General features: G+C 65.2%; 12 protein-coding genes. 10 read left to right on the top strand and 2 right to left on the bottom strand.

Annotation, left to right across the window (positions count from 1 at the left end; translation table 11 throughout):
- Positions 1-147 precede the first annotated feature (147 nt).
- Positions 148-2,835, top strand: a complete 2,688-nt coding sequence (locus ACX93N_RS00925; protein ID WP_459426501.1) for an HAD-IC family P-type ATPase — start codon at positions 148-150, stop codon at positions 2,833-2,835.
- On the opposite strand, the gene ACX93N_RS00930 is transcribed toward ACX93N_RS00925, so the two are convergent.
- Together ACX93N_RS00930 and ACX93N_RS00935 are read right to left on the bottom strand one after the other, a co-directional pair.
- Positions 2,832-5,933, bottom strand: coding sequence for an error-prone DNA polymerase (locus ACX93N_RS00930; RefSeq protein ID WP_459426502.1), 3,102 nt, complete (start codon positions 5,931-5,933; stop codon positions 2,832-2,834). The genes ACX93N_RS00925 and ACX93N_RS00930 overlap by 4 nt on opposite strands.
- A 21-nt stretch (positions 5,934-5,954) precedes the next feature.
- The gene (locus tag ACX93N_RS00935; RefSeq protein ID WP_459426503.1) at positions 5,955-6,230 is read right to left on the bottom strand and encodes a site-specific integrase; all 276 of its coding nucleotides are present in this window, start codon (positions 6,228-6,230) and stop codon (positions 5,955-5,957) included.
- A 397-nt stretch (positions 6,231-6,627) separates the two neighbouring features.
- On the opposite strand from ACX93N_RS00935, the gene ACX93N_RS00940 reads away from it, so the two are divergent.
- From ACX93N_RS00940 to ACX93N_RS00980, 9 genes are all read left to right on the top strand, one after another.
- On the top strand, positions 6,628-6,885 hold the full coding sequence (locus ACX93N_RS00940; RefSeq protein WP_058020451.1) for a type II toxin-antitoxin system Phd/YefM family antitoxin: 258 nt from the start codon (positions 6,628-6,630) through the stop codon (positions 6,883-6,885).
- Positions 6,873-7,184: a type II toxin-antitoxin system RelE/ParE family toxin gene (locus ACX93N_RS00945; RefSeq protein WP_459426504.1), complete on the top strand. Its 312-nt coding sequence runs from the start codon at positions 6,873-6,875 to the stop codon at positions 7,182-7,184. The genes ACX93N_RS00940 and ACX93N_RS00945 overlap by 13 nt, the downstream gene beginning before the upstream one ends.
- Positions 7,185-7,918: 734 nt before the next feature.
- The gene (locus tag ACX93N_RS00950; protein WP_459426568.1) at positions 7,919-8,230 is read left to right on the top strand and encodes an energy transducer TonB; all 312 of its coding nucleotides are present in this window, start codon (positions 7,919-7,921) and stop codon (positions 8,228-8,230) included.
- A 512-nt stretch (positions 8,231-8,742) separates the two neighbouring features.
- Positions 8,743-9,057 (top strand): hypothetical protein, encoded by a 315-nt coding sequence (locus tag ACX93N_RS00955; protein WP_459426505.1) that lies wholly within the window; start codon positions 8,743-8,745, stop codon positions 9,055-9,057.
- Between the two features lie 70 nt (positions 9,058-9,127).
- The gene (locus ACX93N_RS00960; RefSeq protein ID WP_459426506.1) at positions 9,128-9,541 is read left to right on the top strand and encodes a PH domain-containing protein; all 414 of its coding nucleotides are present in this window, start codon (positions 9,128-9,130) and stop codon (positions 9,539-9,541) included.
- A 76-nt stretch (positions 9,542-9,617) separates the two neighbouring features.
- Entirely contained in the window at positions 9,618-9,791 is a 174-nt protein-coding gene (locus ACX93N_RS00965; protein ID WP_459426507.1) for a hypothetical protein, read from the top strand.
- A gap of 46 nt (positions 9,792-9,837) precedes the next feature.
- Entirely contained in the window at positions 9,838-10,218 is a 381-nt protein-coding gene (locus ACX93N_RS00970) for a VOC family protein (RefSeq protein WP_459426508.1), read from the top strand.
- Positions 10,215-10,418, top strand: coding sequence for a hypothetical protein (locus tag ACX93N_RS00975; RefSeq protein ID WP_459426509.1), 204 nt, complete (start codon positions 10,215-10,217; stop codon positions 10,416-10,418). The genes ACX93N_RS00970 and ACX93N_RS00975 overlap by 4 nt, the downstream gene beginning before the upstream one ends.
- Before the next feature lie 42 nt (positions 10,419-10,460).
- Entirely contained in the window at positions 10,461-11,789 is a 1,329-nt protein-coding gene (locus ACX93N_RS00980; RefSeq protein ID WP_459426510.1) for an MFS transporter, read from the top strand.
- The last annotated feature ends 68 nt before the right edge of the window (positions 11,790-11,857 follow it).

The raw sequence follows: 11,857 nt of genomic DNA on the forward strand, positions 1-11,857 counted from the left end.
CTGCCCGCCCCGCCGGTGTCGGTCGTGCCCGCCGCCCCGCTCACCGTAAGCTTTACGGAGCGGTTAAGCTCTAGCGGGTCGTGCAGATCACGCGGCCCCGGGCCTGGCGACGGCGCGGGGCTCCCGGACAGGTCATCGGAGTTGGCCATGACAGCTTTCCACGCCATGGGTGTGCGCGAGGTCCTGTCGGAACTCGACAGCAACGAGCAGGGCCTCAGCGCCGCGGAGGCGGCCGCGCGCCTCGAACGCCATGGCCCCAACAGCCTGCCGGGACCGGCGCCGACACCGGCGCTCCTGCGCTTCCTGCGCCACTTCCACAATGTACTCATCTACGTGCTGCTCGTCGCGGCACTGGTGACCACGCTGCTCGGTCACTGGGTGGACACCGGTGTCATCCTTGCCGTGGTGCTGGTGAACGCGGTCATCGGTTTCGTGCAGGAGGGCAAGGCGGAGAAGGCCATGGGTGCCATCCGGGCCATGCTCGCCCCGCGCGCTTCCCTGCTCCGCGATGGCGAACGCGTGCAGCTCCCGAGCGAGGAGCTCGTTCCCGGCGACGTGGTGCTTCTCGAGGCCGGCGACAGGGTGCCGGCGGATCTCCGGCTGCTGGCCTGCCGCGGGGCGACGGTGCAGGAGGCGATCCTCACCGGTGAATCGATGGCCGTGGAAAAGGTCGTCGAGCCGGTAGCCGACGACGCGCCGCTCGGCGACCGGTCCAGCATGCTGTTCTCGGGCACCCTGCTCGCCGGCGGAAGCTGCCGCGGCGTGGTCACGGCGACCGGTGCCGCCACGGAGATCGGCCGGATCAGCGGCCTGCTCTCGGCGGTTGAGGGCCTGGAAACGCCCCTGCTGCGGCAGATGGACCATTTCGCCCGGGTGCTGACGCTGGTCATCCTCGCCCTCGCCCTCGTGCTCCTCGGTTTCGGCTACTTCCTGGCCGGGCAGCCCTTTGCTGAACTGTTCATGGCCGTGGTGGGGCTCTCGGTGGCCGCCATTCCCGAGGGGCTGCCGGCGGTGCTGACCATCACCCTGGCCGTGGGCGTGCAGGCCATGGCGAGGCGCTGCGCCATCGTGCGCCGGCTGCCCGCGATCGAGGCCGTGGGCGCCGTTTCCGTCATCTGCAGCGACAAGACCGGCACCATGACGCGCAACGAGATGATGGTGGTCACCGTGCTCACCGCCGCCGGCGACCGCTACCGGGTGAGCGGTGAGGGCTATGCGCCGGAAGGCCACATCGAGGCCTGCGCCGGCAGCGGGGACGCGGCGCGGCCCCTCGCGATGCTGGCCACCGCCAGTGCCCTGTGCAACGACGCGGCGTTGCGCCGCGGCGAGGATGGTAGCTGGACCGTCCAGGGCGATCCCATGGAAGGCGCGCTGCTCACGCTGGTGGCCCGGGCGGGCCGGCCGGACCGGGAGCTTCGGCGCCAGTGGCGGCGCACCGACGAGATTCCCTTCGATGCGCGGCACCGCTTCATGGCCACCCTGCATCACGACCACGAGGGGCAGGGGGCCATTTTCCTCAAGGGGGCGCCGGAGGCGGTCCTTGAACGCTGTGACAGCGCCGGCGCGGCGGCGGGAGCCGGGTTCGACCTGGAACACTGGCGGGAGCAGGCGGAGCAGATCGCCGCGAGCGGCCAGCGGGTGCTGGCCCTGGCGCGGCGCCCGGTGCCGGCGGAGAAAACCGTCCTCGAGGAGGAGGACGTGGCGGGCGGGCTGGAACTGCTGGGCCTGGTCGGCCTGATCGACCCACCGCGCGCCGAGGCCATCGAGGCCGTGGCCCGCTGCACCGAGGCCGGCATCGCGGTGAAGATGATCACCGGCGACCACGCCGGGACTGCCGCGGCCATCGCCCGCGACCTCGGGCTGGCGCGGCCGGAGCGCGTGCTGACGGGTGCGGATATCGAGCACCTGGACGACGACGCGCTGGCGGAGGCCGCCCTGGCCTGCGATGTCTTCGCCCGCACCAGCCCGGAGCACAAGCTGCGCCTGGTCGTGGCCCTGCAGAGCCGCGGTCTCGTGGTTGCCATGACCGGGGACGGCGTCAACGATGCGCCGGCGCTGAAGCGGGCCGATGCGGGAATCGCCATGGGACGCGGCGGCTCCGAGGCGGCGAAGGAGGCCGCGGAGCTGGTCCTCGCCGACGACAACTTCGCCTCCATCGTCGCCGGCGTGCAGGAGGGGCGGACGGTCTACGACAACCTGCGCAAGGTCCTGCGCTGGACCCTGCCGACCAACGGCGGCGAGGCCATCACCATCATCGTGGCCCTGTTGCTGGGCATGTCGCTGCCGATCACCCCGGTGCAGATTCTCTGGGTCAACCTGATTACCGCCGTGACCCTGGGCATTGCCCTGGCCTTCGAGCCCACGGAGCGCAACACGATGCGGCGGCCGCCCCGGGCCCGCGACGAGCCGCTGCTCAGCGGGGAACTCGCCTGGCAGGTGGTGTTCGTCTCGGGCCTGTTTGCCGTGGGCGTGTTCGGGATGTACCGCTGGGGCGTCGCCCAGGGCTACAGCCTCGAGCTGGCGCGTACCCTGGCCATGAACACGCTGGTGGTGATGGAGATCTTCTACCTGTTCTTCATCCGCAACCTCCACGGCACATCGCTGACCCTCCAGGGCGTTCGCGGCACGCCCATCGTCTGGGCCACGGTGATCACGGTCACGCTGGCGCAGTGCGCCATTACCTACCTGCCGCCGCTGCAGCCGGTATTCGGCACGGAGGCGGTGCCGCTTCTGGAGGGTGTGTTTGTCGTGCTTGCGGGAGTGGCCGTCTTCGTCATCACGGAGATCGAGAAGCAGTTCCGCCTGCGCTGGGTCGCCCGGGGAGCACCGCCCTAGTGAAAGTCCCGCGACTTCACGCCGAGCCCTTCCAGCTCGCCCGTCAGGTCCTCGAGGGCCCCGGCCATCACGTGGATGACGCCATCTCGCGCCTCCACCGTGCCCTTGACCAGCAATAGCCGCGCGTTCATCAGGGCGGCGCGGAAGCGCTCCTGCACCCGCGGCCAGATCACCACGTTGGCGTTGCCGGTTTCGTCCTCGAGGGTGAGGAAGACCACCCCCGATGCGGTGCCCGGCCGCTGCCGGCAGGTGACCAGGCCGGCGATGCGCACGAAGCGGCCGCTGCCGAGGCCGGCGAGGTCTGCCTGGCGTTTGCAGCGGTCGAAGGGGGCGCGGTCGCGGAGCAGGGAAAGGGGGTGGGCGCGCAGCGTCAGCGACAGGGCGCGGTAGTCGGCCAGCACCTCCTCGGCGACCCCGGGGGCGGGGAGGGCCACGGCGTCGTCCAGGGCCGCGACCGGCTCGGCGGCCTCGTAGGCCAGCAGCGGCTTCGCGCTTTCCATGGCCAGCACCTGCCAGTGCGACTGGCGCCGGTGGCCGCTGATGTTGGCCAGCGCATCGGCGGCCACCAGCGCCTGCAGGTCGCCCTTGTCGAGGCGCGCGCGCCGGCGCAGGTCCGCCACCTGGGTGAAGGGGCCGCTCCTGCGCGCTTCCGTAAGCCGTGTGGCAGCCTCGCGCGAGAGGCCCTTCACTAGGCGCAGGCCGAGGCGGATGGGGCCGCGGGCCGGCTGTAGGTCTTCCGGATCCAGCGCCAGCTCGTGGTCCCAGCCGCTCGCGTTCACGTCCACCGGCAGTACCAGCACGCCGTGGCGGCGCGCGTCCTGCAGCAGCTGCGAAGGGGTGTAGAAGCCCATGGGCTGGCTGTTCAGCAGCCCCAGGTAGAAGGCCGCCGGGTGGTGCCGCTTGAGCCAGGCGGACACGTAGGCCAGCAGCGCGAAGCTCGCCGAGTGCGACTCCGGGAAACCGTAGCCGCCAAAGCCCTTGATCTGGTCGAACAGCCGCCGGGCGAAGTCTTCATCGTAGCCGCGCTTGATCATGCCCTCCGTGAGCTGCTGCTCGAAGGTGAGCAGCTTGCTGTTCTTCCCCCAGTTGGTGATGGCCCGGCGCAGGGCGTCCGCCTCGCCGCCGGAAAAGCCCGCGGCGACCATGGCCAGGCGGATGACCTGCTCCTGGAAGATGGGCACGCCGAGGGTGCTCTCGAGGACGCCGCGGATGGCTTCGTCCGGGTAGGTGACCGGCTCCAGCCCCTGCCGGCGGCGCAGGTAGGGGTGCACCATGTCGCCCTGGATCGGCCCCGGGCGGACGATGGCGATCTCGATCACCAGGTCGTAGAAGCAGGCGGGCTTCAGGCGCGGCAGCATGGTCATCTGCGCCCGGGACTCGATCTGGAACACGCCGATGGCGTCCGCCTGCTGCAGCATGCGGTAGGTGGCGGCATCCTCCCGCGGCACATCGGCGATGCTGCGCAGGCGCGGCTCGTAGCCGTTCACCAGCTCGAGGCTCTTGCGCACCGCCGAGAGCATGCCGAGGGCGAGGATGTCGACCTTCAGGAGGCCCAGGGCCTCGATGTCCTCCTTGTCCCACTGGATCACGGTGCGCTCGGGCATGCTCGCGTTCTCCACGGGCACCAGGTTCGACAGCGGCCCGCGGGAGATGACGAAGCCGCCCACGTGCTGCGACAGGTGCCGGGGAAAGCCGAGCAGCTCCTGTACCAGCGTGTAGAACAGCTGCGCCGTCCGGCCGTGCCCTGCCACGCCCTGCTCCTCGAAGCGCTTTTCCAGGTCCCGTGTCTTGTCCCACCAGGCCAGGGATTTGGCCAGGTCGTCGACGAACACCGGGTCGAGCCCCAGGGCCTTGCCGACGTCGCGCACGGCGCTGCGCGCGCGGTAGGTGATGACCGTGGCCGCGAGCGCAGCCCGGCGCCGGCCGTACTTGTCGTAGATGTACTGGAGGACCTCCTCGCGGCGCTCGTGCTCGAAGTCCACGTCGATGTCCGGCGGCTCGTCGCGCTCCCGGGAGATGAAGCGCTCGAAGAGCAGGGACACCTGCTCCGGCGACACCTCGGTGATATGCAGGCAGTAGCAGACCACGGAGTTGGCCGCCGAGCCGCGCCCCTGGCAGAGGATGCCCCGCTCCCGGGCGAAGCGCACCACGTCGTGCACGGTGAGGAAGTAGTACTCGTATTCGAGCTCGTGGATGAGCGCGAGCTCGCCGTCGATGCGCTCGCGGATCGCCACCGGCGTGCCCCGGGGCCAGCGCGACCGTTCGCCGCTGGCGACCAGTTCGCGCAGGTAGCTCGCCGCCGTGTGGCCCGGGGGCACCAGCTCCTCCGGGTACTCGTAGCGCAGCTCGTCGAGGCTGAAGGCGCAGCGCGCGGCGATGCGCGCCGTCTCGGCCAGCAGCTCGTCGGGGTAGAGCGTGCGCAGTTGCTCGAGGCTGCGCAGGTGCTGCTGGGCGTTGGGCAGGCGCCGGCGCCCCAGGCGCTCCACCGAGGTGTTGTGACGGAGCGCCGTCATCACGTCGTGCAGCGGCTTGCGCTGCGCCGTGTGCATGCGCACATCACCGCAGGCCACCAGCGGCAGCCCCAGCTCCGCCCCGAGGCGGTTCAGCGCAAGGTAGCGCGCCACCTCGCCGTTGCCGAGCAGGTAGTGCACCCCCAGCCACACGCGCCCCTGGCACAGGCGGGCGAGCTGCCGGCCGTAGCCGCGCGTCTCCTCGCCCGAATCCTCCGGCAGCCAGATCAGCAGGCAGCGCTTGAGGTGGAAGATCACGTCGCGCAGCGTCGCCCGGTACTGCCCCTTGGGACTGCGCCGCCGCGCCAGGCTGATGAGCCCCGACAGCTCGCCGTAGGCCGCCCGGGACGGTGCCAGCGCCACCAGCCGCACCCCCTCCACCAGCCGGAACTCGCTGCCGATGAGCAGCGGCAGGCCGCATTCCCTGGCCGCGACGTGAGCCTTTACTACGCCTGCCAGCGAGCATTCATCGGTGATTGCCAGGCCGCCATAGCCCAGGGCCGCCGCACGCTCCACCAACTCCTGCGGGTGCGAGGCGCCGCGGAGGAAGCTGTAGCAGGTGAGGCAGTGGAGCTCGGCGTAGGGCATGAAGGAGCGGTTATCCGCTGTTCAGGCCCGGGTGCGAAGGATGAGCACGTGAAGTGCAATACGCTGCGTGGCGGGTGAGCAGTGTCCTTCGTTCGCCAGGTTGCTGAGGAACTCATCCACATGCCTCGCGGAGAGCCTGGCCGGATGCTGCTTCCCATGGAAAAGGATGAACCGCCGGACCCAGTGCAGGTAGGTCTTTTCCGTTTTCCATGCATAGCCGTGATCGCGCCTGTGGCGGCGCAACTGGTCGAACAGGCGGACCGGTGCCGCCGGCACGTTGGGTCGGATATCGTCCATCGAGCACCAAGAAGTACTGTATGGACATACAGTATAGCTCTCTGTAAGGTTCTGCCAATGCCGTTTTTCAACGGACGCGTGCCAGTGCGCTGCAACTAGCCGCCGTAAGCCACTGATGGAGAGAGAATTTGCATCAGAATGTCCTGAGCGTTTTTGATGAACCGTTAAACGCGACGGGCAGCGGTGATCCACTGGTGCTACCTTTGATAACGCGTAAGTTGTTGATTTATAGCGGTGATACGTAATGAGTAGTTCAATGCGACGGGAGGTAGCCGGAATGGTGATAGACGGGCCGGTCCGGTTACTTAGCTGTTAGCTGTCAAGTTCTCAGCAAGTACGCTGTAGCCGGAGCCCTATCGAAGTGATACTATAGTGATACTTCAGAAGAGGTTAGCCCATGAAAGTTGAACTAGTCACCAACCTCAAGCGTCAAGCAACGAAGATCCTAGCGGATTTGCATGAAAGCAAAGAGGCCGTCTTGATTACAGAACATGGTCAACCATCGGCCTACCTGGTTGATGTTCAGGACTACGAGTTTATGCAGCGCAGACTGGCACTGCTGGAAGGATTGTCCAAGGGAGAGCGGGCAATTCTGGAGGGCAAGACTACCTCCCATAGCAAAGCCAAGGAGCGGATGCAGAAGTGGCTGAAATAATATGGACAGACCCGGCGTTGGACCAGTTAGAGGAGATTGCGGAATACATTGCGCTTGATAAGCCCAGCGCGGCATCTAATCTTGTGAAGGCGATCTTCTCTACGATTGAGCGGCTCGAGCAATTTCCGCAGTCTGGCCATGCTCCACCAGAGCTGCCTGATTCAATCTACCGTGAACTGTATGTAAGGCCTTGCCGGATTTTCTATCGCAGCGAAGATGACGTTGTTCTTATTTTGCATGTCATGAGAGAAGAAAGGCAGCTTCGCAGATTGCTTTTAGAGTCTGAGTTGGACAGCTAACAATCAATTGCACGCGACCTGTTACGCTGGCGCGTGAATAAGGGCGTTAGATGGCTACCAAGGTACCAACCAAAGAGCACCGCAGCGTTCTGGACATCCAGCCACTACTACTTTCTGTGACTGTCGTAGTCTCGTGGATTCTCTTTCAGATCATTTTTATTCTGAGTGTCTCTATCGAAGCAAATGCGTGCATGTATTCGTTCTGGGCTCCGAACGCTACTTGATGGCAAAATCCCTATTTGTACATCGTTTCGATTGTTTCCGGTTTGGCTGCTTTAGCCATGCACCAACTCATGAAAGGGATTCTGAAAGGCTCAGCCTACTACTGGGCAACTGGTGCTTTCGTTCTAGTTTTCTTGGGTCTATGGGCAAACGGGCTCCATGAACTATGGAATGCGATGCGATACGAACGCGGTATCCTTGCTGCTGATGCGTGGTTTCTCGACAAACAAGCGCTGTCCATTGCAATAGACCTTGGTTATTTCAATGAGTGCGATCCCGCCATCTAACCAGGCCAGGCAGTTCGCTCCCTTCCGCCGCGGGATGTCCAAACCGCTACGCGGCTTGGTCGCCCGCTGCTGGCAGCGTTATGGGGCATCGTTACTCGGATGAGCCTTACTCCTAAGCTGGTGTTTCTAGTGGCGGTCACAGCAAATAGCGCCTGGGCTAAATCGGATTTTTCTCTGCACACGAAAATGTACTTTCCGATTCTCCGATTTTCAGCAATGTACCCAATGGAAGCGGCGCGGAAAGAGATAAACGGATTTTGCACCTTGCAGTTCGATGTCGCGGAGAACGGCGATGTAGAGAATCCACAGGTTCTGGCGTGCTGTCCGGAAGGATATTTTGAAAAACCATCGATTGAAGCACTATCCAGGTTCAGGTATCAGTCCTCGAGCTATAGAGTAACTGGTGTGGTTGAAGTCTTTTGGTTCTCCGCCGAAATCAATTCAGAGTACAGCCACTGGAAAAACCTGGGCTTCTACAACAGGGTCGAGTGCAGAGGAGCCGTTCAGGAGTGTCATGCAATCTTGGCGGCCCCATAACAAGCCAAGGCAGCAAGGGCGCTTCGCGCCGGGACCCGCTAACGCGGGCCCCTGCTTGAAGCGTTAGCTGTCGTGGTGAGTAGCAGAAAAAGGATAGCAGCGCTTCTTGCGTCGATAGCGCTCTTTCTTTCCTTTGCAGCCTGGTGGACTATGCCGGTATTTGCCGGCGGGGCCATCCTCGCTGGTATGGTCGCTGTCCCCTTGGCCATCTGTTGCGCGTTTGCCGGTGCACCCAGGACGTCGTCAGTAGCAATGTATTTCTGCGTTGCAGCCTCCGCGCCATTCTGGGTGCCGCGGGGCAGCACGTTTCGCTTTGAACAGGGCTACCTTTGGCTGGGGCCGACGGGAGTGGTTTTTGCGCTAGTCTTGCTTATCTTGTGGAGGCGGCGTGGTACCGCGACCTGACAGGGCCGTGTGCTACCGCGCCGCCTTGCAGCGCTCGGGCTTCCAAGCCGCAGCCCGGTTTCTCAGCCCGTTGAGGCACCGTTGTGTATCTTCCGGAGGACATCGAAGTGAACAGGACTGAAGCCGAGTTGATCTATAGAGCAATGAAGGGCACCGATGATCTTGTCAAAGAGATGGAGTCGCTTCGTCCTTCTGACAATCCTGCCGGCACGATTCTTGGCTATGCTCTCACGGTCGCTATCTTTGTTTGGGTACAAAAAGTTTCCAGTTTCAGTAGTTCGCCCGAGAACGTGGCGGTCTTGCTCCTGGGTTTCGTTCTTGTCAACCAGATTGCCGTTACCGAGATCAATCGTCGAACTCACAAACGTATTGATGTGCTCTACAAGTTGATGAACAAGCGAACTGCCCGGCAAGACGCATGACAGGGTATGGCAAGCGCTTTGCGCTCCTTGCCATGATCATAAGGGCCTACCGTTTTCCCGGAGGGGATTCATGAGCAGGGTGTATCGTTCCAGGGTGGATCGCTGGCTGGTGGTGGTCCTGGTCGCTTCGGCCATCGTCTGCCTCGGTGCTGCGCTGGCGTCGTTTCGCGCAGCGAGTGGTCTCGGGCTGGCCGGGCCCCTCGTGGCGCTGCTGGTCGGTATCGGGCTGCCGCTCTGGCTCGTCGCCAGCACCCGCTACACCTTGACCGATGAGGTGTTGAGGGTCACCTGCGGGCCCTTCCGCTGGCGCATCCCCCTCGGGCAGATCACCGGCGTCACGCCCACGTCCAACCCCCTGTCCAGCCCGGCGCTGTCCCTGGACCGCCTGTGCATCGCCTATGGCTCCGGCAAGTCAGTGCTCATTTCCCCCGAGGACAAGCGCGGCTTCATCGACGACCTCGAAGGACGCCGCGCCGGCGGCTGACGCAGCAGGGCATCCCGGGCGGGGTGGCCGAAGCGGAAAGCGACGGGGTTTGCCATGAGCCGATGCCACGATCACGATGTACGCGACACTCGCCACCCTGTGTTTCGTCGAGACGGTGGATTTTCGGGCGTTCGGTGGTGGAGTGGCGCGTTACTACGTGATGACCGGGGAGTACCTGCTGTACATCGCGCTGTCCGCCTACCTGCTAAGATCGAGCCGGATTCGGGCGCGCTTCTCCCGGGGTGCGTGAGCCAAAGTGAGCGTCCTTACGGCGCGACTGCCATAGAGGATTCGCCATGGACGTTGAGCGGTGCGGTCTCATCCTGAATGTCGCCAACTTCGACGCATGTGTCTCGTTCTACAGAACGGTGTTCGGTCTGAACGAATTGTTTTCGAAGGTGAATGGCGACTTCCGCCTGACCTGCCTGGAGTTCGGCTCCGCCTATCTCATGATCGAGACCGGCGGCGTGGCGTCTGCAGAGGAAAAGACCAGCGCGCAGAGCCCGACCATACTGCGCTTCAACGTGGCGGATATTCAGGAAGCCTTCGACGCGATCCGCAAGCAGGACAGCAAGGCCAGGCTGATCAGGAATGACTGGGGTACGATCGTTCGCTGTACAGACCCTGACGGTAACCCCATCAGTATCAGGGAGAGTGCGGGGTTCGTGCCGTCATGAGACCCGGTTCTGCATTACTGCTTGGGCTCTGTTTCTGCGCCGTCGGCTGCAGCAACCAGCAGCTCTACGACGCCATCCAGGAAAGCCAGCGGGTGGACTGCCAGCGGTATCCGGACTCGCGCTATGAAGAGTGCATGCAGCAACTCGACAAGCCCTACGAGGCCTACGAGCAGGAGCGCGAAGCGCTCGAGGAAGAGTGACCCCCGGGCAACCGGTCCTCGTTGACAGCGACGGTAGGGGTTGTGGCACCGTCGAAGCCGCAGCTTGCGCCCGAGACCGCCGGGCGCGCGGAGGCCGCTATCAGGGAGCTTTCCAGCACCAGTTTTTCGCTGTTCGGCGCCGCGCTGGTCGCCATCAGCTACGGGATCGCGCGCTTCGCCTTCGGCCTGTTCGTACCGCCGATCCGCGACGACCTCGCGCTGCGGCCTGCGCTCGTGGGCGTCATCGGCGCGCTGCCGCTGGTGAGCTTCGTGCTGGCGACCCTGGTCGCGCCCCTGGCGGCTGACCGGCTGGGCGCCCGCAATGCCGCCGTGCTCTCCGGCGTTTTCGGTACGGCGGGCCTCGCGCTGATCAGCGCGAGCGACGATGCGTTCATGCTCGGGGCAGGCGTGTTCGCCTGCGGACTCTGCACCGGGCTCATGATGCCGGCGCTCACGGCGGCCATGCAGGCGCTGGTCGACCGCTCACTGCACGGGCGCGTGAGCTCGGTGATGAATGCGGGCACCAGCATCGGTGTGGTGCTGTCCGTGCCCGCGGTGTTCTTTCTCGCCGGCGACTGGCGCTTCGCCTATGCGGTGTTCGCGGTGCTGGCGGCGCTCGGTGTCCTTGCGGCGGTCGCGGTCATCCCCGCTGTATCACGCATCACGCCCGCCGACGCGGCCCCCCCGCCAGCCGTCACGGCGCTGCAATGGTGGCGGCTCCTCCGCCTTTCCGTGTTTGCTTTCATCATGGGCTTTGTCGCTTCCGCCTACTGGGTCTTTGCGCCGGATCTCATGGTGACGACCGGCGGGCTGCCGGCAGCCGCGACCGGGGGGCTCTGGCTGGCCGTGGGCCTGGCCGGCCTCGGCGGCGCGGTCGTCGCAGATCTCGCGGACCGGAACAACCCGCCGATCACGCAGTCGCTGATGCTGATGATGCTGGCAGCAAGCCTGTCTCTCCTTGCCGCGAGCCCCGGCCAGCTCACGCTCGCGGTGTTCTCCGCCATGGTCTTCGGCCTGGCGTACATGAGCCTGACAGGCCTGTACCTGATGACGGGCATACGCCTCCTGCCGGGACGCCTGTCTCTCGGGCCGGTGCTGCCGTTCATGGCGGTTGCCCTCGGGCAGGCTGCCGGGTCACCCCTGGTGGGCGTGCTGGCCAGGGAGCTCGGCTACACGGATACCTTCTCCCTGTTCTCGGCCATCGGCATTCTCGCTGCACTTCTGTCGCCCATGTATCCGCGCCTCATCGAGTACGGTCCCGTTGAGGAGGGCGCCGATTTGACCGGCCTCCAGGCGGCTTACGACCAGCAGCTGCAGGACGAGGCTGGTGAGCCGCTGCAGGTGGTGGCGGTGGGCGGGCTCGACGAGTGAACAGCCGGCCGGGACAGATCAGTGCGTCGCCGCCGGCGCGCGCTTGCGATACGCTGTTCCGGTGACGT

It is taken from the genome of Pseudohaliea sp., from assembly GCF_054552115.1.

Excerpts from the sequence above, each read along its gene's own strand:
- ACX93N_RS00925 (WP_459426501.1), top strand. The coding sequence starts at position 148 with ATGACAGCTTTCCACGCCATGGGTGTGCGCGAGGTCCTGTCGGAACTC.
- ACX93N_RS00930 (WP_459426502.1), bottom strand. The coding sequence starts at position 5,933 with ATGCCCTACGCCGAGCTCCACTGCCTCACCTGCTACAGCTTCCTCCGC.
- ACX93N_RS00935 (WP_459426503.1), bottom strand. The coding sequence starts at position 6,230 with ATGGACGATATCCGACCCAACGTGCCGGCGGCACCGGTCCGCCTGTTC.
- ACX93N_RS00940 (WP_058020451.1), top strand. The coding sequence starts at position 6,628 with ATGAAAGTTGAACTAGTCACCAACCTCAAGCGTCAAGCAACGAAGATC.
- ACX93N_RS00950 (WP_459426568.1), top strand. The coding sequence starts at position 7,919 with ATGGAAGCGGCGCGGAAAGAGATAAACGGATTTTGCACCTTGCAGTTC.
- ACX93N_RS00960 (WP_459426506.1), top strand. The coding sequence starts at position 9,128 with ATGAGCAGGGTGTATCGTTCCAGGGTGGATCGCTGGCTGGTGGTGGTC.
- ACX93N_RS00965 (WP_459426507.1), top strand. The coding sequence starts at position 9,618 with ATGTACGCGACACTCGCCACCCTGTGTTTCGTCGAGACGGTGGATTTT.
- ACX93N_RS00970 (WP_459426508.1), top strand. The coding sequence starts at position 9,838 with ATGGACGTTGAGCGGTGCGGTCTCATCCTGAATGTCGCCAACTTCGAC.
- ACX93N_RS00975 (WP_459426509.1), top strand. The coding sequence starts at position 10,215 with ATGAGACCCGGTTCTGCATTACTGCTTGGGCTCTGTTTCTGCGCCGTC.